This is a genomic window from Pseudomonas sp. FP2294, assembly GCF_030687625.1.
Lineage (GTDB): Bacteria > Pseudomonadota > Gammaproteobacteria > Pseudomonadales > Pseudomonadaceae > Aquipseudomonas > Aquipseudomonas shahriarae.
This window is the reverse complement of sequence record NZ_CP117441.1, coordinates 4,289,562-4,309,545: the sequence shown is the minus strand read 5'-3', so window position 1 is coordinate 4,309,545 and position 19,984 is coordinate 4,289,562. Positions and strand designations below refer to the sequence as shown.

At 59.8% G+C, this 19,984-nt stretch carries 17 protein-coding genes, 4 tRNA genes and 1 riboswitch; of the genes, 16 read left to right on the top strand and 5 right to left on the bottom strand.

Annotated features, from left to right (window positions below):
* Positions 1–162: 162 nt before the first annotated feature.
* From PSH73_RS19225 to astE, 7 genes are all read left to right on the top strand, one after another.
* Entirely contained in the window at positions 163–1,383 is a 1,221-nt protein-coding gene (locus PSH73_RS19225; RefSeq protein WP_057439713.1) for an aspartate aminotransferase family protein, read from the top strand.
* A 194-nt stretch (positions 1,384–1,577) separates the two neighbouring features.
* Positions 1,578–2,597: an arginine/ornithine succinyltransferase subunit alpha gene (gene aruF, locus PSH73_RS19220; RefSeq protein WP_032861580.1), complete on the top strand. Its 1,020-nt coding sequence runs from the start codon at positions 1,578–1,580 to the stop codon at positions 2,595–2,597.
* Positions 2,598–2,648: 51 nt separating this feature from the next.
* Positions 2,649–3,674, top strand: coding sequence for an arginine N-succinyltransferase (gene astA / locus PSH73_RS19215; RefSeq protein ID WP_057960449.1), 1,026 nt, complete (start codon positions 2,649–2,651; stop codon positions 3,672–3,674).
* Entirely contained in the window at positions 3,671–5,140 is a 1,470-nt protein-coding gene (astD, locus tag PSH73_RS19210; protein ID WP_169961313.1) for a succinylglutamate-semialdehyde dehydrogenase, read from the top strand. Before astA ends, astD begins: the two co-directional genes overlap by 4 nt.
* A gap of 204 nt (positions 5,141–5,344) precedes the next feature.
* Complete coding sequence (gene astB, locus PSH73_RS19205) at positions 5,345–6,691, top strand: N-succinylarginine dihydrolase (protein ID WP_305461203.1); 1,347 nt, start codon at positions 5,345–5,347, stop codon at positions 6,689–6,691.
* Between the two features lie 23 nt (positions 6,692–6,714).
* A complete protein-coding gene (locus tag PSH73_RS19200; RefSeq protein ID WP_029294458.1) occupies positions 6,715–7,005 on the top strand; it encodes a hypothetical protein in 291 nt (96 codons plus the stop codon).
* Positions 7,006–7,017: 12 nt separating this feature from the next.
* Positions 7,018–8,022, top strand: a complete 1,005-nt coding sequence (astE, locus tag PSH73_RS19195) for a succinylglutamate desuccinylase (RefSeq protein ID WP_115128778.1) — start codon at positions 7,018–7,020, stop codon at positions 8,020–8,022.
* A gap of 130 nt (positions 8,023–8,152) precedes the next feature.
* On the opposite strand, the gene PSH73_RS19190 is transcribed toward astE, so the two are convergent.
* A complete protein-coding gene (locus PSH73_RS19190) occupies positions 8,153–8,662 on the bottom strand; it encodes a 6,7-dimethyl-8-ribityllumazine synthase (RefSeq protein WP_057960446.1) in 510 nt (169 codons plus the stop codon).
* 113 nt (positions 8,663–8,775) lie between these two features.
* A riboswitch (FMN riboswitch) is annotated at positions 8,776–8,945 on the bottom strand.
* Positions 8,946–9,130: 185 nt separating this feature from the next.
* On the opposite strand from PSH73_RS19190, the gene ltaE reads away from it, so the two are divergent.
* The 8 genes from ltaE (at position 9,131) to mgtE (ending at position 16,916) form a co-directional block, all read left to right on the top strand.
* Positions 9,131–10,135 carry a low-specificity L-threonine aldolase gene (gene ltaE / locus PSH73_RS19185; protein WP_057439708.1) on the top strand — a complete coding sequence of 335 codons (1,005 nt, stop codon included), beginning with the start codon at positions 9,131–9,133 and terminating at the stop codon, positions 10,133–10,135.
* A 146-nt stretch (positions 10,136–10,281) separates the two neighbouring features.
* Positions 10,282–12,900: an alanine--tRNA ligase gene (gene alaS, locus PSH73_RS19180; protein ID WP_057960444.1), complete on the top strand. Its 2,619-nt coding sequence runs from the start codon at positions 10,282–10,284 to the stop codon at positions 12,898–12,900.
* A gap of 97 nt (positions 12,901–12,997) precedes the next feature.
* Positions 12,998–14,239 (top strand): aspartate kinase, encoded by a 1,242-nt coding sequence (locus PSH73_RS19175; protein ID WP_057439706.1) that lies wholly within the window; start codon positions 12,998–13,000, stop codon positions 14,237–14,239.
* A gap of 183 nt (positions 14,240–14,422) precedes the next feature.
* A complete protein-coding gene (csrA, locus tag PSH73_RS19170; RefSeq protein ID WP_003178872.1) occupies positions 14,423–14,611 on the top strand; it encodes a carbon storage regulator CsrA in 189 nt (62 codons plus the stop codon).
* 62 nt (positions 14,612–14,673) lie between these two features.
* Positions 14,674–14,764 (top strand) — tRNA-Ser (locus PSH73_RS19165).
* Positions 14,765–14,872: 108 nt separating this feature from the next.
* Positions 14,873–14,949 (top strand) — tRNA-Arg (locus tag PSH73_RS19160).
* A gap of 72 nt (positions 14,950–15,021) precedes the next feature.
* Positions 15,022–15,098 (top strand) — tRNA-Arg (locus PSH73_RS19155).
* Between the two features lie 375 nt (positions 15,099–15,473).
* On the top strand, positions 15,474–16,916 hold the full coding sequence (gene mgtE / locus PSH73_RS19150; RefSeq protein WP_057960442.1) for a magnesium transporter: 1,443 nt from the start codon (positions 15,474–15,476) through the stop codon (positions 16,914–16,916).
* A gap of 96 nt (positions 16,917–17,012) precedes the next feature.
* On the opposite strand, the gene PSH73_RS19145 is transcribed toward mgtE, so the two are convergent.
* From PSH73_RS19145 to PSH73_RS19135, 3 genes are all read right to left on the bottom strand, one after another.
* Complete coding sequence (locus PSH73_RS19145) at positions 17,013–17,339, bottom strand: Arc family DNA-binding protein (protein ID WP_057439705.1); 327 nt, start codon at positions 17,337–17,339, stop codon at positions 17,013–17,015.
* Between the two features lie 412 nt (positions 17,340–17,751).
* Positions 17,752–17,931, bottom strand: a complete 180-nt coding sequence (locus tag PSH73_RS19140; RefSeq protein ID WP_057960441.1) for a PA3371 family protein — start codon at positions 17,929–17,931, stop codon at positions 17,752–17,754.
* An 11-nt stretch (positions 17,932–17,942) separates the two neighbouring features.
* Positions 17,943–18,167 (bottom strand): hypothetical protein, encoded by a 225-nt coding sequence (locus tag PSH73_RS19135; protein WP_305461199.1) that lies wholly within the window; start codon positions 18,165–18,167, stop codon positions 17,943–17,945.
* Between the two features lie 330 nt (positions 18,168–18,497).
* Between PSH73_RS19135 and PSH73_RS19130 the strand changes: the two genes are divergently transcribed.
* Positions 18,498–18,574, top strand: a tRNA-Arg gene (locus PSH73_RS19130).
* A 399-nt stretch (positions 18,575–18,973) separates the two neighbouring features.
* On the opposite strand, the gene PSH73_RS19125 is transcribed toward PSH73_RS19130, so the two are convergent.
* Positions 18,974–19,897 carry a universal stress protein gene (locus tag PSH73_RS19125; protein WP_057960439.1) on the bottom strand — a complete coding sequence of 308 codons (924 nt, stop codon included), beginning with the start codon at positions 19,895–19,897 and terminating at the stop codon, positions 18,974–18,976.
* Between the last annotated feature and the right edge of the window lie 87 nt (positions 19,898–19,984).

Sequence of the window (19,984 nt, the reverse complement as noted above, 5' to 3'; positions counted from 1 at the left end):
GCCATTGCGAAGCTATTTGTCGCATTGGCGTAAACCCGCGTAAAACGGGGGTTGGCGCTATAAGAAGTTGTCGCTTGGCGGCAAGGCCGCGCTGAAAACTGTCCTTACAATCCCTGCATCGCCCGCCAGTTTCAGGCAGGCGTTCCTCTTCAGGAGACTCCGATGTCCGTTGAGCAAGCCCCGGTGCAACGTGCCGATTTCGACCAGGTCATGGTGCCCAACTATGCCCCTGCCGCCTTTATCCCTGTGCGTGGCGAAGGTTCCCGTGTGTGGGACCAGTCGGGTCGCGAGCTGATCGACTTTGCCGGCGGCATCGCAGTGAACGTGCTGGGCCATGCCCACCCGGCGCTGGTCGGTGCACTGACTGAACAGGCCAACAAGCTGTGGCACGTCTCCAACGTGTTCACCAATGAGCCGGCCCTGCGCCTGGCCCATAAGCTGATCGACGCCACCTTTGCCGAGCGTGTGTTCTTCTGCAACTCCGGCGCCGAAGCCAACGAGGCCGCCTTCAAGCTGGCCCGTCGCGTGGCGTTCGACCGTTTCGGCAGCGAGAAATACGAGATCATCGCCGCACTGAACAGCTTCCACGGCCGCACCCTGTTTACCGTCAACGTCGGTGGCCAGTCGAAGTACTCCGATGGTTTCGGTCCTAAAATCACCGGCATCACCCACGTTCCTTATAACGACCTGGACGCGCTGAAAGCTGCGGTGTCGGACAAGACCTGCGCCGTGGTGCTGGAGCCGATCCAGGGTGAAGGCGGCGTGCTGCCGGCCGAGCTGGCCTACCTGCAAGGTGCCCGCGACCTGTGTGACGCCAACAATGCACTGCTGGTGTTCGACGAAGTGCAGACCGGTATGGGCCGCAGCGGCCATCTGTTTGCCTACCAGCACTACGGCGTGGTGCCTGACATCCTTACCAGCGCCAAGAGCCTGGGCGGCGGTTTCCCGATTGCCGCGATGCTGACCCGTGAAGACCTGGCCAAGCACCTGGTGGTCGGCACCCACGGCACCACCTACGGCGGCAACCCGCTGGCATGCGCGGTGGCGGAAGCGGTGATCGACGTGATCAACACCCCTGAGGTGCTGGCCGGCGTGAATGCCAAGCACGACCTGTTCAAGGCCCGCCTGGAGCAGATCGGCCAGAAATACGGGATCTTTACCCAGGTGCGTGGCATGGGCCTGCTGCTCGGTTGCGTATTGAGCGACGCCTTCAAAGGCAAGGCCAAGGACGTGTTCAACGCGGCCGAGAAAGAGAACCTGATGATCCTGCAAGCCGGCCCGGACGTGGTGCGCTTTGCGCCGAGCCTGGTGGTGGAAGATGCGGATATCACCGAAGGGCTGGATCGTTTTGAGCGTGCTGTAAAAACACTGACGCAAGCCTGATAGATACACATTTATCTAACGAACCGGATCAAATGTGGGAGCGGGCTTGCCCGCGATAGCGATCTGTCAGTCGACGTTGTTGTGACTGGCCCACCGCAATCGCGGGCAAGCCCGCTGCCACATTGGAACCTGGGTGATTCCAGGTTCGGTGTCCGGCATTTTTTTATGAAGTTTTCGAGTTAAGGAGTGACACCATGCTGGTGATGCGCCCCGCGCAAATGGCTGATCTGGGCGAGGTACAGCGTCTGGCTGCGGACAGCCCGATTGGTGTCACCTCCCTGCCGGATGACGTTGAACGCCTGAGCGACAAAATCGCCGCCAGCGAAGCGTCCTTCGCCGCCGAAGTGAGTTTCAACGGCGAAGAAAGCTATTTCTTTGTTCTCGAAGACACCGTTGCCGGCAAGCTGGTGGGCTGTTCGGCCATCGTCGCCTCGGCCGGTTATTCCGAGCCGTTCTACAGCTTTCGCAACGAGACCTTCGTCCACGCCTCCCGTGAACTGAAGATCCACAACAAGATTCACGTCCTGTCCCAGTGCCACGACCTGACCGGCAACAGCTTGCTGACCAGCTTCTATGTGGTGCCGGAGCTGGTGGGGTCGGCCTGGTCGGAGCTCAACTCCCGTGGCCGCCTGTTGTTTGTCGCCAGCCATCCGGAGCGGTTTGCCGATTCTGTGGTGACCGAGATTGTCGGCTACAGCGATGAGAACGGTGACTCGCCGTTCTGGGACGCCATCGGCCGCAACTTCTTCGACCTCAACTATGCTGCCGCCGAGCGCCTGTGCGGGTTGAAGAGCCGCACCTTCCTCGCCGAACTGATGCCGCACTACCCAATCTACGTGCCGCTGTTGCCGGATGAAGCCCAGGAAGCCATGGGCCAGGTACACCCGCGTGCGCAGATCACCTTCGACATCCTGATGCGCGAAGGCTTTGAAACCGACCATTACATCGACATCTTCGACGGTGGCCCGACCCTGCATGCGCGGGTCTCGGGCATTCGTTCGATCGCCCAGAGCCGCGTGGTGCCGGTGAAGATCGGCGAGATGGTCAAGGGCGTCGGCCGCCAGTACCTGGTGAGCAACGCGCAGTTGCAGGATTACCGCGCGGTCATGCTCGAACTGGACTACGCGCCGGGCAAGCCCGTGACCCTGGACCTGGAAGCAGCCGAAGCCCTGGGCGTCGGCGAAGGCGCCAGCGTGCGTCTGGTCGCGGTTTAAAAGCAGAGTTTCGCGGGTGGCTGCAGCCAGCGGCCCGTTTGAGGAGATAGCATGATCGTTCGTCCCGTACGCAGCAGCGATTTACCGGCCCTGATTGAATTGGCGCGCAGCACTGGCACCGGTCTCACCACCTTGCCGGCCAACGAAGAGCGCCTGACCCACCGGGTGGGCTGGGCTGAAAAAACCTTTCGCGGCGAAGCCGGGCGCGGGGATGCCGACTACCTGTTTGTGCTGGAGAACGACGAAGGCCGCGTGGTGGGGATTTCCGCGATTGCCGGCGCCGTCGGCCTGCGCGAGCCGTGGTACAACTTCCGGGTCGGCCTGACGGTCAGCGCCTCCCAGGAGCTGAACATCTACCGCGAGATTCCTACGCTGTTCCTGGCCAACGACCTGACGGGCAACTCCGAGCTGTGCTCGCTGTTCCTGCATGCCGATTACCGCAACGGCCTCAACGGTCGCATGCTGGCCAAGGCGCGGATGCTGTTTATCGCCGAGTTCCCGCAGCTGTTTGGCAACAAGATCATCGCCGAGATGCGCGGGGTGTCCAATGACGCCGGGCGTTCGCCGTTCTGGGAAAGCCTGGGCCGGCACTTCTTCAAGATGGAGTTCAGCCAGGCCGACTACCTCACCGGCGTGGGCAACAAGGCGTTTATCGCCGAACTGATGCCCAAGTTCCCGCTGTACACCTGCTTTTTGTCCGAGGACGCCCGCAACGTGATCGGCAAGGTTCATCCCGACACCGAGCCGGCCTTGAGCATGCTCAAGAGCGAAGGCTTCAGCTACCAGGGTTACGTCGATATCTTCGACGCAGGTCCGGCGGTGGAGTGTGAGACCAGCAAGATCCGCGCGGTGCGCGACAGCCAGGCGCTGGTACTGGCCATCGGCACGCCGGGGGACGATGCCACGCCGTTCCTGATGCATAACCGTAAACGTGAAGAGTGCCGCATCACCGCCGCACCGGCGCGCCTGGCTGCCGGCACGCTGGTGGTCGATCCGCTGACCGCCAAGCGCCTGCAACTGGTGGCCGGTGATCAAGTGCGTGCGGTACCGTTGTCTGCTGCCCGGGAGTCGAAATAATGAATGCGTTGTATATCGCAGGGAGCTGGCTGGCTGGCCAGGGTGAACGCTTTGAGTCGCTGAACCCGGTGACCCAGCAAGTGGTCTGGGCCGGCAATGGCGCCAGCGTCGAGCAGGTCGAATCCGCGGTGCAGGCCGCACGCCAAGCGTTCCCGGCCTGGGCCAAGCGCCCGCTGCAAGAGCGCATCAGTGTGCTGGAAACCTTTGCCGCCACCCTGAAAAGCCGTGCCGATGAAATCGCCCGCTGCATTGGCGAGGAAACCGGCAAGCCTCTGTGGGAATCGGCCACCGAAGTCACCAGCATGGCCAATAAAATCGCGATCTCGGTGCAAAGCTACCGCGAGCGTACCGGCGAGAAGAGCGGCCCCCTGGGCGACGCCACCGCTGTATTGCGCCACAAGCCTCACGGTGTGGTCGCAGTATTCGGCCCTTACAACTTCCCTGGCCACTTGCCCAATGGGCATATCGTCCCGGCCTTGCTCGCGGGTAATACCGTATTGTTCAAACCGAGCGAGCTGACCCCTAAAGTGGCCGAGCTGACGGTGCAGTGCTGGGTCGAAGCCGGCCTGCCAGCGGGCGTGTTGAACCTGCTGCAAGGCGCGCGCGAGACCGGGATTGCCCTGGCCTCAAATCCAGGTATCGACGGGCTGTTCTTCACTGGCTCCAGCCGCACCGGCAACCACCTGCACCAGCAATTCGCCGGGCGCCCGGACAAGATCCTCGCGCTGGAAATGGGCGGCAACAACCCGCTGGTGGTGGACCAGGTGGCCGATGTGGACGCTGCGGTCTATACCATCATCCAGTCGGCCTTTATTTCCGCCGGCCAGCGCTGCACCTGCGCCCGGCGCCTGCTGGTACCGGAAGGCGCCTGGGGCGATGCACTGCTGGCGCGCCTGGTGGCGGTCAGCGCGACCATTGCCGTCGGTGCCTACGACCAGCAACCGCCGCCGTTCATGGGCTCGGTGATCTCCCTGGCGGCGGCCAAGGCCTTGATGGAGGCCCAGGAACTGATGCTGGCCAACGGCGCCGTGGCGCTGCTGGAAATGACTCAGCCCCAGGCGCAGGCAGCCTTGCTGACGCCAGGCATCATCGACGTCACGGCCGTGATCGAGCGCGAGGACGAAGAGCTGTTCGGCCCGTTGCTGCAAGTCATTCGCTATACGGATTTTGAAGCGGCGATCAGTGAAGCCAACAACACCCAGTACGGCCTGGCCGCCGGTCTGTTGTCGGACTCCGAGGCGCGTTACCAGCAGTTCTGGCTGGAGAGCCGGGCCGGTATCGTCAACTGGAACAAGCAACTGACCGGCGCCGCCAGCACCGCGCCCTTTGGCGGGGTAGGGGCATCGGGCAATCATCGCGCCAGTGCGTATTACGCGGCGGATTATTGCGCGTACCCGGTGGCGTCCCTGGAAACCCCGAGCCTGGTCTTGCCGGCCGCGCTGACTCCGGGTGTGACGCTGATCTAAATGTGGCAGCTGGCTTGTGTGGGAGCTGGCTTGCCTGCGATGCGGACACTTCGATCTTTCAGTCAGATTGAGGGGATGCCATCGCAGGCAAGCCAGCTCCTACACTCGCCGGCGCCTACAGTTGATCGGGTTTGCAGAGACAGATTTGTGGTGTGTTGAAGACCTTTGATGCCTATAAAAACAGATGTTCGTGGAGCCTCGCCGATGAAATCCTGTGAAGTCAATTTTGACGGTCTCGTGGGGCCGACCCATAACTACGGCGGTTTGTCCTACGGCAACGTCGCGTCCCAGAGCAACAGCCAGCAATCTTCCAACCCCAAGGAAGCGGCGTTGCAGGGCCTGGCGAAAATGAAAGCCCTGATGGACATGGGCTTTGTGCAAGGCGTGCTCGCCCCCCAGGAACGCCCGGATGTGGGCGCATTGCGCCGCCTTGGCTTTGCCGGTAGCGACGCCCAGGTGATCCAGCAGGCGGCCAAGCAGGCCATGCCGTTACTGGTGGCCAGTTGTTCCGCATCGAGCATGTGGGTGGCCAACGCCGCCACGGTCAGCCCGAGCGCCGACACGGCCGACGGCCGCGTGCATTTCACCGCCGCCAACCTCAACTGCAAATACCACCGCAGCATCGAACACCCGACCACCAGCCGCGTGCTGGGGGCCATGTTTGCTGACCATAAGCACTTCGCCCACCACGCCGCGTTGCCGGCCGTGGCGCAGTTCGGTGACGAAGGCGCGGCTAACCACACGCGTTTCTGCCGCGAATATGGTGAGGCGGGCGTGGAGTTTTTCGTGTTTGGGCGCAGTGCGTTCGACACCCGTTACCCGGCGCCGCAAAAGTACCCGGCACGCCAGACCCTCGAAGCGTCCCAGGCGGTTGCCCGTTTGCATGGCCTGCAGGATGACGGTGTGGTCTACGGCCAGCAGAACCCGGCCGTGATTGATGCCGGTGTGTTCCACAACGATGTGATCGCGGTGGGCAACGGCGAAGTGCTGTTCTATCACGAGGATGCGTTCCTCAATACCGAGCAAATGCTGGCTGAGCTGCAGGCCAAGCTGGGCAAGGTTGGCGGCAACTTCCAGGCGATCTGCGTGCCCCGCGCCCTGGTCAGCGTCGAAGACGCCGTGCGCTCTTACCTGTTCAACAGCCAGTTGCTGAGCCGCGCCGACGGTTCGATGCTGTTGATCGTGCCCGAAGAGTGCCACAACAACGAGCGCGTCTGGCACTACCTGCAAAGCCTGACCCGTTCCGGTGGGCCGATCGGCGAAGTGAAAGTCTTCGACCTCAAGCAGAGCATGCAGAACGGCGGCGGCCCGGCCTGCCTGCGTTTGCGCGTGGCGCTGAAGGAGGCTGAACTGGCGGCGGTCAACCCAGGGGTTATCATGACGGCACCGCTGTATGAAACGTTGACCCAATGGGTCGGCAAGCACTACCGCGACAGCCTGCGCGAAACCGACCTGGCTGACCCGCAGTTGCTGCTCGAATGTCGCACGGCATTGGATGAACTGACGCAAATCCTTAAACTGGGCTCGGTTTATCCTTTCCAGATCAATTAAAGCCCCACGGCTGAGACTTATTTATGACCACCGATACCCTGAAGCTGATCCTTGAAGACACCGACGGCACCCAGCTGGAAACCTCCTGCACCCGCCTCGCCGTGGTGTGGCAGGGCAAGGAAATCTGGATCCAGCACGACGGCCGTGGCCAACTGCTGATCGGCGTGGACGTGGAAGAGGGTGATGCCGAATACGCCAACCTGCTGATGCGCCCCCTGGCGACCAACCTGATGAGCCTGCAACTGGAAATGGAACCGGCCGACGTTGAAGGTGATGACGACGATCACGTCCACGGCCCAGGCTGCAACCACTAAGGAAGCTGCTCTATGCTCGCCCTCGGCAAACTGCTTGAACTGACCCTCGCCGGTCGTGAACCGGCGCAAAAAATTCAACTGACTGTCGACGGCGTGCAGATGCGCTGGCTCAGTGAGGGCGCCCTTGAAGTGCGGCCTCCCGAAGCCCGGGACAACGGCGCCGATGTGCTGCTGTCGTCCGGTATCCATGGCAACGAAACCGCGCCGATCGAATTGGCCGACCGCTTGTTGCATGGCATTGCCCGTGGGGAGATCAAGCCTCGCACCCGTATTCTGTTCCTGTTCGGCAACCCCGAGGCCATACGCCGCGGCGAGCGTTATCTCGAGCAGGACGTCAACCGGCTGTTCAACGGCCGTCACGAACAAAGCATAGGCCCTGAAGCCATGCGTGCCGCCGAGCTCGAGCAGTTGGCCCGCACCTTCTTCAGCGTGCCCGGCCGTAGCCGCTTGCACTACGACCTGCACACGGCCATCCGTGGCTCGAAGATCGAACAGTTCGCCCTGTACCCCTTCAAAGAAGGCCGTCAGCACTCACGCGCCGAACTGGCCCGTTTACGTGCGGCTGGCATGGAGGCGGTGCTGTTGCAGAACAAGACCTCCATCACCTTCACCGCGTTTACCTACGAGCAACTGGGCGCCGAGTCGTTCACCCTGGAGCTGGGCAAGGCCCGGCCATTTGGGCAGAACCAGGGGGTGGATGTGTCGCGCCTGGAAACCCGTCTCAAGCAGATCATCGAAGGTAACGAGCCGGCCACCGAGGGCCTGGACGGCCTGAAGTTGTTCAGCGTGGCGCGGGAAATCATCAAGCACAGTGACGCCTTCACTCTGCATTTGCCGGCGGACGTGGAGAACTTTTCAGAGCTGGAGAAGGGCTATCTGCTGGCCGAAGACATCGCCAAGACCCGCTGGGTGATCGAGGAGGAGGGCGCGCGCATCATCTTCCCCAACCCGAAGGTCAAGAATGGCTTGCGGGCGGGCATCCTGATTGTGCCGACCACAGATGTTGGCCTGGCCTGAACCCCGAGACTGACTCGGTCGAATGTGGGAGCGGGCTTGCTCGCGAAGGCGGAGTGTCAGTCAATACCTGTGTGACTGATCCAGCGCTTTCGCGAGCAAGCCCGCTCCCACATTTGCTTTGCAGTGTCGCTTAAACCGCTACAGCACGCGGCTCATTGCGACGGATCGCGCGGATCTTGTGCAGGGTGTCGGCGCAGGTCTGCGCGGCTTCCTTGCCCTTGTGCACAAAGTGCTCAAAGAAGAAGTTGTGGTGCTCGCTGCCCGCGTGGAAATGATGCGGCGTGAGGGACACCGAGAACACCGGCACTTCGGTTTCCAACTGCACCTGCATCAGGCCGCTGACCACCGATTGCGCGACGAACTCATGGCGATAGATCCCGCCGTCCACCACCAGGGCGGCAGCGACGATGCCGGCGTAACGGCCGGACTTGGCCAGCAGCTTGGCGTGCAGGGGCATTTCAAAGGCGCCGCCGACTTCAAAGAAGTCGATATCCGACTCCTGGTAGCCCTGGACGAGCATTTCGGCGAGGAAGCCTTTACGGCTTTGATCAACAATATCTTTGTGCCAGCAAGCCTGGATAAACGCGACGCGCTCACCGTGGTGGTTCTTGCTCTTGCTGTCGATTGCGGTGGGTTGCATGTTCTGACTCCTGTTTATGAAAAAAACAGGGCGTTATGAATCGAATGGGATTTAAGGGTGCGAGCGGCTGGGGCATGCAGGCATGCCATCAGCGTTCGGCCCTTAGGCGCCAATCCCGTTCTCTCTTCATCCGGACTATGACCGTCGGCCCCGGGATCACACCGGGTCTGCTGACCTTGCCGCCGTCCCGCGTGAGCAGTTCGAGGCGCCAAGCGCTCGCGGGCTATGCGCATTGCGCGCAATTACCGCCGGTGGGGAATTGCACCCCGCCCTGAGAACGTTGCCGCCAGAACCCTGGCGGCGGAGAGTTTTTACCATACATTTCGAAAAACTGCATAGGGTGCTTGTTAATATCGACTATCGACAGGTTTGCTGGCAGCTCCATCCAGGAGCCGGCTTGATATTTGCCGGTGATGCCCGCAGTAATCGGTTACAACAGGGGATTCCCCACTCGCAGAGGCAGATTTGATGTCGGTTATTGATCTTCGTAGTGACACCGTGACCCAACCCACCCCTGGCATGCGAGCTGCCATGGCCGACGCCCCCAGCGGCGATGATGTCTACGGTGAAGACCCCAGCGTCAACCTGCTGGAGGCCGAACTGGCCAAGCGCCTGGGCTTCGCTGCGGCGCTGTTCGTGCCTACCGGTACCATGAGCAACCTGTTGGCGCTGATGGCCCACTGCGAGCGGGGCGAGGAATACATCGTCGGCCAGCAGGCCCACACCTACAAATACGAAGGCGGCGGCGCGGCGGTGCTGGGTTCGATCCAGCCGCAGCCCCTGGAAGTCCAGGCCGACGGTTCGCTGGATCTGGCCCAGGTCGCAGAGGCGATCAAACCGGACGACTTCCACTTCGCCCGCACCCGGCTGTTGGCCCTGGAAAACACCATGCAGGGCAAAGTCTTGCCCATCAGCTACCTGGCCGCTGCCCGCGCATTTACCCGTGAGCACGGCCTGGCCCTGCACCTGGACGGCGCGCGCCTGTACAACGCGGCCGTCAAGCTGGGCGTGGATGCCCGGGAGATTACCCAGCACTTCGATTCGGTTTCGGTGTGCCTGTCCAAGGGCCTTGGCGCGCCGGTTGGCTCGGTGCTGTGTGGCTCCAGTGCGTTGATCGCCAAGGCCCGTCGTTTGCGCAAGATGGTCGGCGGCGGCATGCGCCAGGCCGGCTCGCTGGCGGCGGCCGGGCTGTATGCCCTGGACCATCAGGTGGCGCGCCTGGCCGACGACCATGCCAATGCCCACTGGCTGGGCGACGAGCTGCGCAAGGCCGGCTACAGCGTGGAGCCGGTGCAGACCAATATGGTCTACGTGCAGATCGGCGAGCAGGCCCAGGCCCTGAAGGCGTTTGCCGAGGCCCGTGGGATCAAGTTGAGCGCCGCGCCGCGCCTGCGCATGGTCACGCACCTGGACGTCAGCCGGGCGCAGATCGAGCAAGTGCTGGCGACATTTGTCGAGTTTTCCCGGAAATGACCGTGCAGACCGTCTAATTGACTGTTTCTATCGTATAAACACGCTGTACCACGGGCAAAGGGCCGATATAATGCGGCCCTTTGCCGTCGCTCCGTCTGATGACGTTTAGCACTGGCCTTTGGCCGCAGCCTCCGTGGAAGAACCTAATGAAAAGCGCAGAAATCCGTGAAGCCTTCCTTCGCTTCTTCGAAGAGCAAGGTCACACCCGTGTCGCCTCCAGCTCCTTGATCCCAGGCAATGACCCTACCCTGCTGTTCACTAACGCGGGGATGAACCAGTTCAAGGACTGCTTCCTGGGCCAGGAAAAGCGCGCCTACACCCGCGCCACCAGCAGCCAGAAGTGCGTGCGCGCCGGCGGCAAGAACAGCGACCTGGAGAATGTTGGCTACACCGCCCGTCACCACACCTTTTTCGAAATGCTCGGCAACTTCAGCTTTGGCGATTATTTCAAGCAAGACGCGATCAACTTCGCCTGGACCTTCCTCACTGGCGTGCTGAAGCTGCCGAAGGAAAAACTCTGGGTCACCGTCTACGCCACCGATGACGAAGCCTACGACATCTGGACCCAGCAGATCGGTGTGCCGGTCGAACGCATGATTCGCATCGGCGACAACAAGGGCGCGCCTTACGCCTCCGACAACTTCTGGACCATGGGCGATACCGGCCCGTGCGGCCCGTGCACCGAGATTTTCTACGATCATGGCGCCGACATCTGGGGTGGCCCGCCGGGCTCGCCGGAAGAAGACGGTGACCGTTACATCGAGATCTGGAACAACGTGTTCATGCAGTTCAACCGCACCGCCGATGGCGTGTTGCATCCGCTGCCTGCGCCGTCGGTCGATACCGGTATGGGCCTGGAGCGGATCAGCGCGGTGATGCAGCACGTTCACTCCAACTACGAAATCGACCTGTTCAAGAACCTGCTGAGCGCGTCGGCCGCGGCCATTGGCTGCGCCAACGACAACCAGTCTTCGCTCAAAGTGGTGTCGGACCATATCCGTTCTTGCGGTTTCCTGATTGCCGACGGCGTGCTGCCTTCCAACGAAGGCCGTGGCTATGTGCTGCGCCGCATCATCCGTCGTGCCTGCCGCCACGGTAACAAGTTGGGCGCCACGGGTAGCTTCTTCTACAAAATCGTTGCCGCGCTGGTGGCCGAGATGGGCGAAGCCTTCCCGGAACTCAAGCAGCAGCAAGCCAACATCGAGCGCGTGCTCAAGGCTGAAGAAGAGCAGTTCTCCAAGACTCTGGAGCACGGCCTGAAGATCCTGGAACAGGACCTGGCTGAGCTCAAAGGTACCGTGGTGCCGGGTGATGTGGTGTTCAAGCTGTATGACACCTATGGCTTCCCGATGGACCTGACGGCCGACATCGCCCGCGAGCGTGAACTGACGGTCGATGAGGTTGGTTTCGAGCGTGAGATGGAAGCCCAGCGTGTACGCGCTCGTTCCGCGAGCTCTTTTGGCCTGGACTACAACACCCTGGTCAAGGTTGACGTGGCGACCGAGTTCACCGGCTATCACGCTACCGTCGGCTCGGCCAAGATCGTGGCTATCTATAAAGATGGCAAGTCGGTCGATGTCTTGAGCGAAGGCGAAGAGGCGGTCGTGGTGCTCGATCAGACGCCGTTCTACGCCGAATCCGGCGGCCAGGTCGGTGACTGTGGTTTCTTGCGTTCGACATCCGGTCGTTTCGACGTGCGCGACACCACCAAGACCGGCGGTGCTTTCCTGCATCACGGTGTGTTGGTGCTGGGTAACCTGACGGTCGGCGCTCCGGTAGAAACTCAGGTTGATGCTGAGGTGCGGCATGCAACCGCCTTGAACCATTCGGCCACCCACTTGCTGCACGCCGCGCTGCGCCAGGTATTGGGCGAGCACGTCCAGCAGAAGGGTTCGTTGGTCGACAGCCAGCGCCTGCGCTTCGACTTCAGCCATTTTGAAGCGATCAAGCCTGAGCAATTGAAGGCACTGGAAGATATCGTCAACGCCGAGATTCGCAAGAACACCCCGGTAGAAACTGAAGAAACCGATATTGAAACCGCCAAGAAAAAAGGCGCCATGGCGCTGTTTGGCGAGAAGTACGGCGACGAAGTGCGCGTGCTGAGCATGGGCGGCAGCTTCTCCGTGGAGCTGTGTGGCGGTATCCACGCCGCGCGCACCGGCGACATCGGCCTGCTGAAAATCACCAGCGAAGGCGGTGTGGCTTCCGGTGTACGGCGTATCGAGGCAGTGACCGGCGCTGCGGCCCTGGCCTACCTGAATGCGGCCGAAGAACAACTCAAGGAAGCGGCGACCCTGGTCAAGGGCAGCCGTGACAACCTGATCGACAAGCTCTCTGCCGTACTGGAGCGCAACCGCCAGCTGGAAAAACAGCTGGAGCAGTTGCAGGCCAAGGCGGCCAGCGCCGCGGGCGACGATTTGTCGGCCTCGGCCCTGGACATCAAGGGCGTGAAGGTTCTGACTGCACGTCTGGACGGTCAAGATGGCAAGGCGCTGTTGGCCTTGGTCGATCAGTTGAAGAACAAGCTCGGTCGCGCAGTGATCCTGCTCGGCAGTGTCCATGAGGAAAAGGTCGTACTGGTTGCCGGTGTAACCAAAGACCTGACTGGCCAACTCAAAGCCGGTGATTTGATGAAGCAAGCCGCCGCGGCAGTGGGCGGGAAGGGCGGTGGTCGTCCGGACATGGCACAAGGCGGTGGTGTAGACGCCGGAGCCCTGGACGCGGCCCTGGCCCTGACCGTGCCGTTTGTCGAGGCCGGTATTTAAGGCGCTGTTAATGAGCCCATGGTCTAGTCATGGGCTCGCTTAGCTGCTGGAAGATTTGTTTATTGGGCGCTCCTTTACGGGCTGAGGCGGCTTAGAAATGGCTTTGATCGTACAGAAATTTGGAGGCACCTCGGTCGGCTCTGTCGAAAGAATCGAGCAGGTCGCCGACAAGGTTAAGAAATTCCGCGATGCCGGCGACGACCTGGTGGTGGTGCTGTCGGCCATGAGCGGCGAGACCAATCGCCTGATCGACCTGGCCAAGCAAATCAGTGGCGATCAGGCGCCGCTGGCGCGTGAGCTGGATGTGATCGTGTCCACCGGTGAGCAGGTGACCATTGCCCTGCTGGCCATGGCGCTGAACAAGCGTGGCGTGCCGGCGGTGTCCTACACGGGCACCCAGGTACGGATCCTGACGGACAGCGCGCATACCAAGGCGCGCATCCTGCAGATCGACGACCAGAAGATTCGTGGTGACCTGAAGGCTGGTCGCGTGGTGGTTGTCGCCGGTTTCCAGGGCGTCGACGAGCACGGCAATATCACGACCCTGGGCCGTGGCGGTTCCGACACCACCGGTGTGGCGCTGGCGGCAGCCTTGAAGGCTGACGAATGCCAGATCTATACCGATGTGGACGGCGTCTACACCACCGACCCGCGCGTCGTGTCCGTGGCCCAGCGCCTGGACAAGATCACCTTCGAAGAGATGCTGGAAATGGCCAGCCTCGGGTCCAAGGTGCTGCAGATCCGTGCGGTGGAGTTCGCTGGCAAGTACAACGTACCGCTGCGCGTATTGCACAGCTTTAAAGAGGGTCCGGGCACCCTCATTACTATTGATGAAGAGGAATCCATGGAACAGCCGATCATTTCCGGCATCGCTTTTAATCGCGATGAAGCCAAGCTGACCATCCGTGGCGTGCCAGACACCCCGGGCGTGGCGTTCAAGATTCTCGGGCCTATCAGCGGCGCGAACATTGAAGTCGACATGATCGTGCAGAACGTTGCGCACGATAACACCACCGACTTCACCTTCACTGTGCACCGCAACGAGTACGATGCGGCCGAACGTATCCTGCAGAACACTGCCAAGGAAATCGGTGCTCGTGAAGTGGTCGGCGACACCAAGATCGCCAAGGTCTCGATCGTCGGTGTGGGCATGCGCTCCCATGCGGGTGTTGCCAGCCGCATGTTCGAATCCCTGGCCAAGGAAACCATCAATATCCAGATGATCTCCACGTCGGAGATCAAGGTATCGGTGGTGATCGAAGAGAAGTACCTGGAACTGGCTGTGCGTGCACTGCACACCGCTTTCGAACTAGACGCGCCGGCCCGACAGGGCGAGTAACGCGTTGCCAGGAAGGCGCGGTTGATCCGCGCCTTTCTTTTTTGTCGGGTGAGGGCGCAAGCCTGTTCTTTTGCCCGTGCTCGACAATACTAAGGCGTGCAGGTCCATGGCCGTTTGGTCATAGGCCCAGGGCCTTTTTTTGCAGACTGTTGTTCCCGAAATGAAATGCGTGAGGAGAAAGGTATGCTGATTCTGACTCGTCGATGCGCAGAAAGCCTGATTATTGGTGATGGCGAAATCACCGTGACCGTGCTCGGCGTCAAAGGCAATCAAGTGCGGATTGGGGTCAATGCCCCCAAAGAGGTGGCCGTCCACCGTGAGGAAATCTACCTGCGGATCAAGAAAGAGAAGGACGACGAACCAAGCCATTAATTTTTATCGTTTTTTATGTTTGCAAACGGGGATGAAGCTGGTTAATATACGCCCCGTGTTGCGGAGAGCTGGCCGAGTGGCCGAAGGCGCTCCCCTGCTAAGGGAGTACACCTCAAAAGGGTGTCGGGGGTTCGAATCCCCCGTTCTCCGCCATTATTTGCTTAGTACGTTGCAATCTGGTTTTTTCGCTAAGTGCTTGAAACTAAACGAAAAAATAGCTTTACATAGAGATTGAACGGCCTATAATGCGCGGCAACAAATGCACTCGTAGCTCAGCTGGATAGAGTACTCGGCTACGAACCGAGCGGTCACAGGTTCGAATCCTGTCGAGTGCACCATTTAAGAGTTAGTTGCAGCAATGCAGATAACTTGGCTTCAACCAGTTGTGATCTGGTATAAAACCACAATCTGCACTCGTAGCTCAGCTGGATAGAGTACTCGGCTACGAACCGAGCGGTCACAGGTTCGAATCCTGTCGAGTGCACCATACAAACAAAAAGCCCGCCTAGTGCGGGCTTTTTGCCGTCTGGGGTTTTTATTTTCCCGTGGGGGTGTGCTTGTGTAGGAATCGTCTGCGGCCTGCATGTTTTTCTCTCGGCCATGTGTTTTCTTTTCTGTCAGCGTCGTCGCAGTTTCATACGTGTGGCCAACACTCAGCTTTGTTGCGCAAGCGCTTGTTCTTTCCAGTTTTTTAACGTTTAAAACGGCCGGGCGGTGTATCATTGCGCCCGTCAGCCCCGCCGGGGCTTGTGGAATACCTCCATGGACTTACCCAGTAGTTACTCAGTACCCCGTTTTACCAATCATGAATTGACTGATTGATCCTTCCGGCGTGCCCCGCTGCTGGGAGTGGAGTTCGCCTATGACCGAAGTAGAAGTAAAGAAAACACAAGAAAGCCTGCAGGATCGCCTGGCTCAAGTCGTTGAGCTGCTGCAGCGCCAGCGTGTGGTCGAAGATCTGACCCATCGCCAGGAAGGCCCTCATCAAGACCGGGTCGAGAACCTGGTCCATCGGCAGAATCTCGTCGAGTTGCAGCGCAAGCTCGATGACCTGCACTCTGCCGACGTTGCCTACATCCTTGAAGCCCTGCCGCTGGACGACCGTCTGACGCTTTGGCAGTTGGTCAAGGCGGATCGTGATGGCGACATCCTTCTCGAGGTATCCGATTCGGTTCGTGAAACCCTGATCGCCGACATGGACGATCACGAGCTCCTGGCCGCCGCCAAGGAGATGGACGCTGACGAACTGGCCGACCTGGCCCCTGAACTGCCCCGTGATGTTGTCCATGAGCTGATGGAGACCCTCGATGGTCAACAGCGTGAGCGTGTGCGCTCCGCGTTGTCCTATGACGAGGAACAGGTCGGCGCATTGATGGACTTCGAAATGGTCACCATCCGAGAGGATGTCAGCCTGGAAGTGGTCTTGCGTTACCTGCGGCGTCTCAAGGAGCTGCCAGGGCATACCGACAAGCTGTTTGTGGTGGACTACGACGGCATCCTCAAGGGCGTGCTGCCGATCAAGCGCCTGCTGGTCAACGACCCGGACAAACAAGTGGCTGAGGTCATGGCCAGCGACCCGGTGAGCTTTCATCCTGATGAAGACGCCTACGATGCCGCCCAGGCATTCGAGCGTTATGACTTGATTTCGGCCCCGGTGGTCGACAAGAACGGCAAGCTGATTGGCCGTTTGACCATCGACGAGATGGTCGACCTGATCCGTGAGGAAAGCGAAAACGAAGTCCTCAACATGGCGGGTCTGCGTGAAGAGGAAGATATTTTTGCGTCAGTCTGGCGCTCCCTGAGCAACCGTTGGGCGTGGCTGGCGGTCAACCTGGTCACTGCGTTCATTGCCTCGCGGGTGATTGGTCTGTTCGAGGGCTCTATCGAGAAGCTGGTGGCGTTGGCGGCACTGATGCCGATTGTCGCCGGTATTGGGGGTAACTCGGGTAACCAGACCATCACCATGATCGTGCGGGCGATGGCCCTGGATCAGGTAAGCACCGGCAACACCTCGCGCCTGATGCGCAAGGAGCTGGCTGTGGGCCTGATCAATGGTCTGGTATGGGGTGGCGTGATCGGCGTGGTGGCCTACCTGCTGTATGGCAGTTGGTCCCTGGGCGTGGTCATGACCGCGGCCATGACCCTTAACCTATTGCTGGCGGCACTGATGGGGGTATTGATCCCCATGACCCTGGCGCGCCTCGGGCGCGATCCTGCGATGGGGGCCAGTGTGATGATCACGGCCATGACCGACAGTGGCGGCTTCTTCATCTTCCTGGGGCTGGCGACGATCTTCCTGCTTTGAACCTATTGGGAGCCGGCACGCCGGCTCCTGCACAAAAGTAAAAATCCCGGGCAAAAAAAAGCCAGCGCAAGGCTGGCTTCAGCTTTCAGTTGCCGATTATTCGGCTTCTGCGGCTGCCTCAACGTCATGAGCAATCAGCGACACAAGCGCATTTTGCTGGCGGTGGGACAGTTGGCGAAACCGCTGTAGCAGCTCGCGTTCGTGCAGTGACAGCTCCGGGCTGTCCATACGCATGCTCGGCTCATCACCCAACGCGCCTTCCTGAATAAGGCTTTGCTCCATGCGCGCGATAATTTCAGAGTTCATGCTGCGATGATGATTGCGAGCCACCTCGGCAATGCGTTCCCGCATTCCGTCTGGCAGACGTACGACGAACTTGTCAGCCGTACGGCTGGAATAAATTGCCTGTTTCAATGGGCGCATATATTTAACCGGTTAGTTCAGGGGAGCGGTTTTTGGAATTGGCCGCAACATGTGTGTTAGGACAAGGCTTGCGGACAAATGTTCAACCCGAATTGCAAAGAGGCCGCATCATGCCTCAGTTTTGCCGGTTCCTTGGCGTCAATTCTGTGACAAATATTGAGCTTACTACAGGCTTTGTGCCAGTACTCATTTTCAAATTTGCGGACTGGTTGGAAAACTTTTCTGCGCAAGAACCGGGCCGCAGGCTCTCGCTCCGATGGGGTTTTCGGGCGCATATCCTATAGCAATGTGGCCTTTTGCCCTTAATTTTAAGACTAGTGGCAAATGGCCGATTTGCGAGCCGGGGCGACATAAGGTAGGGCGGTCAGGCGAGCAGGATTGAGACGGTATCAATCTCTCGTCACAGGCAGGGTCAGCGCAGGATCGGGTCGAACTTGAAGCGACGCCCGACGACCATGGCGATCACCAGCGCGACTGTGAATAGGGCACAGGCGCCCAGGCAAAGGGCTTGCCAGTCATTCGACGGAAGGTTGAGTCCCAGAATACCGGTGGCAAGGGCCAGGATCAGAAATAGCCAGACTGTCTTGGTCATGATGGGCTCGCTTAGAAAATCAGGTGTTCAGAAGAGCTGGCGGCCTGTGCACCCTGTGCCAGGTGCACCGATGATTGTCCATCGCCTGTCATCAGGGCCAGTTGAGGCCGTTGTTGAGCGTGGTGGCTGCCCGTTTGGCTGATCTGCGCTGAATCGCTGTCGTTGCCGGCCTGGAAGTGGAATGTCACCAGTACGGCCAAGGCCACGGCGTTCAGAAGCAGAAGGGTGCTGTTCATGGGTCTTTCCCCGTGTTCACGTGCAGGACAGTTTTATAAGTACATAGAGTGCAGTCATCATGCCAGCTATTATTTTGATTTAAATCCTTTTAAAACAATAACTTAAGTTGATCTCAAAAGTATGGCTCATTGCAATATGCAATGATGGCATTTCGCGCCAATGCATTTTGCACGATGGGCTCGGCAGGCCCGTGGGCAACGGCTTATCGCCGATTGGGTGGGATAAAGGCTTACGCCTAAAAAGCTGACGGACGACATGACAAAACCCACCCTGACCGTTAACATGCACGCCGTCCGTCGCAACGCCGTCTGGCCCAGCGCCTGTCATTAGTCCCAGTAGCTCAATTGGATAGAGCATCCCCCTCCTAAGGGGAAGGTTGGCCGTTCGAACCGGCCCTGGGACACCATATTTAGCCGGGTTTGAGCTTTTCTCGCACTTCACCCTCGGTTTGGGCTATAGCCGGGCCAGTGAAAGACATGCGCAAGGCATTTCAAAGCACATCCTCCCCGGCTCAGGATTCGTTCTGCGCTTTGTCACCTCGATTGGGTTAACTGGCTGGTGCAGCCTGCCTCGACTGTCGGGCTGATTGAAAACTGACCCTTCGTCGGAACTTTGTTGGAATGTTGGAGCATCATTTCCAAGTGATGACTTCAAGGCTACAGACGTTGAGTAGCATGGCGATTGCCTGACGCCATTAAGATTAGGGGCTTATCTCCACTTCCCGAACGTCCAGGCCGAGCGCTAGGGCGGGGCCCCCATTTTTCTCTCCCGCCCAGCCCCGCCAGCCCCACATCCCACCCTGCCTTCAAAGCAACTCCTGCGGAGAAATCACCCAAGCGCTGCAGGGCATCTTGTACAGCAGGTGTTCCACAGTGCTGCCGATTAATCGGTCCATGGCCCGATGGCCTATTCGGCCCATCACAATCACATCGGTCTCATAGGCACTCGCGTAGCTGGCAAGCACCTTGGCGGGGTTGCCCATGATCATGTGCTGGCGCTCCGGTGGAATACCGTTGCGCTCCGCCAGTTCGTGGAAGGCATCGGCCTGGGCATCAAACAGTGTCCGGGCTTTGCTGGAGGAGAAGAAGCTTGCGCCATTTTCGAAACCGAATTCATCGGCACTGATAGCTGAAAGGTCGTGGGCATAAATGACGTCTAGTTCTGCGTGACAGATGCTCGCTAGTTTCGCGGCCTCTTGCACAATGGTGTCGTTGAAATCTTTGTATTGCCCGTCGCGATGAAAAGGGTCTACTGCAGCGATGATCTTGCGGGGCAGGGCGTGGTGCATATGGCTGACGAAATGCAAGGGTACCGGGCATTCGCGCAACAGGTGGACATCCAGTGGCGTAAACATCAGGCGTGAAAGCAGCGATTCATGCTCCAGCGCCTTGATCAACACCGCCATGGGTTGTTCTTTGAGGTGGATGAGGATTTCCTGCAAGGGGTCGTTCACCCAGACCACTTCAGTGGTGACATGCACCCCGATTCTGCGCAACGGGCGGGCCTGGTCTTCCAACCATTGGCGATGGCGTTCGACATAGCCGATGCGCATTTGCTCCAGCGCTTGCTCGTTGACCAGCCCGGCCGTTGCCAGCCCCTCGAGATAGTCAAATGCCACGATGTGCAATGCCGCATCCGCAGCCTTGGCCAGGGCGGCGGCTCGATCAAAAGCGGGGCTGTTCTCCATCAAGGGTGGGACGACCAACATGAAGCGTGATTGATCAGACATGACATCTCTCCCGTAGGTAAATGCGCAGGTGCCCGCCCCAATCGCCGCGCAGCCATTGGAACCTGAAACCTCGCAATTAGAGTGTGG

What these genes read in the sequence shown, in the direction of transcription:
- PSH73_RS19175 (WP_057439706.1), top strand. Translation starts at nt 12,998, where the DNA reads ATGGCTTTGATCGTACAGAAATTTGGAGGCACCTCGGTCGGCTCTGTC.
- alaS (WP_057960444.1), top strand. Translation starts at nt 10,282, where the DNA reads ATGAAAAGCGCAGAAATCCGTGAAGCCTTCCTTCGCTTCTTCGAAGAG.
- PSH73_RS19135 (WP_305461199.1), bottom strand. Translation starts at nt 18,167, where the DNA reads ATGAACAGCACCCTTCTGCTTCTGAACGCCGTGGCCTTGGCCGTACTG.
- mgtE (WP_057960442.1), top strand. Translation starts at nt 15,474, where the DNA reads ATGACCGAAGTAGAAGTAAAGAAAACACAAGAAAGCCTGCAGGATCGC.
- aruF (WP_032861580.1), top strand. Translation starts at nt 1,578, where the DNA reads ATGCTGGTGATGCGCCCCGCGCAAATGGCTGATCTGGGCGAGGTACAG.
- PSH73_RS19200 (WP_029294458.1), top strand. Translation starts at nt 6,715, where the DNA reads ATGACCACCGATACCCTGAAGCTGATCCTTGAAGACACCGACGGCACC.
- astB (WP_305461203.1), top strand. Translation starts at nt 5,345, where the DNA reads ATGAAATCCTGTGAAGTCAATTTTGACGGTCTCGTGGGGCCGACCCAT.
- csrA (WP_003178872.1), top strand. Translation starts at nt 14,423, where the DNA reads ATGCTGATTCTGACTCGTCGATGCGCAGAAAGCCTGATTATTGGTGAT.
- PSH73_RS19225 (WP_057439713.1), top strand. Translation starts at nt 163, where the DNA reads ATGTCCGTTGAGCAAGCCCCGGTGCAACGTGCCGATTTCGACCAGGTC.
- PSH73_RS19190 (WP_057960446.1), bottom strand. Translation starts at nt 8,662, where the DNA reads ATGCAACCCACCGCAATCGACAGCAAGAGCAAGAACCACCACGGTGAG.
- astE (WP_115128778.1), top strand. Translation starts at nt 7,018, where the DNA reads ATGCTCGCCCTCGGCAAACTGCTTGAACTGACCCTCGCCGGTCGTGAA.
- astA (WP_057960449.1), top strand. Translation starts at nt 2,649, where the DNA reads ATGATCGTTCGTCCCGTACGCAGCAGCGATTTACCGGCCCTGATTGAA.
- PSH73_RS19145 (WP_057439705.1), bottom strand. Translation starts at nt 17,339, where the DNA reads ATGCGCCCATTGAAACAGGCAATTTATTCCAGCCGTACGGCTGACAAG.
- PSH73_RS19125 (WP_057960439.1), bottom strand. Translation starts at nt 19,897, where the DNA reads ATGTCTGATCAATCACGCTTCATGTTGGTCGTCCCACCCTTGATGGAG.
- ltaE (WP_057439708.1), top strand. Translation starts at nt 9,131, where the DNA reads ATGTCGGTTATTGATCTTCGTAGTGACACCGTGACCCAACCCACCCCT.
- PSH73_RS19140 (WP_057960441.1), bottom strand. Translation starts at nt 17,931, where the DNA reads ATGACCAAGACAGTCTGGCTATTTCTGATCCTGGCCCTTGCCACCGGT.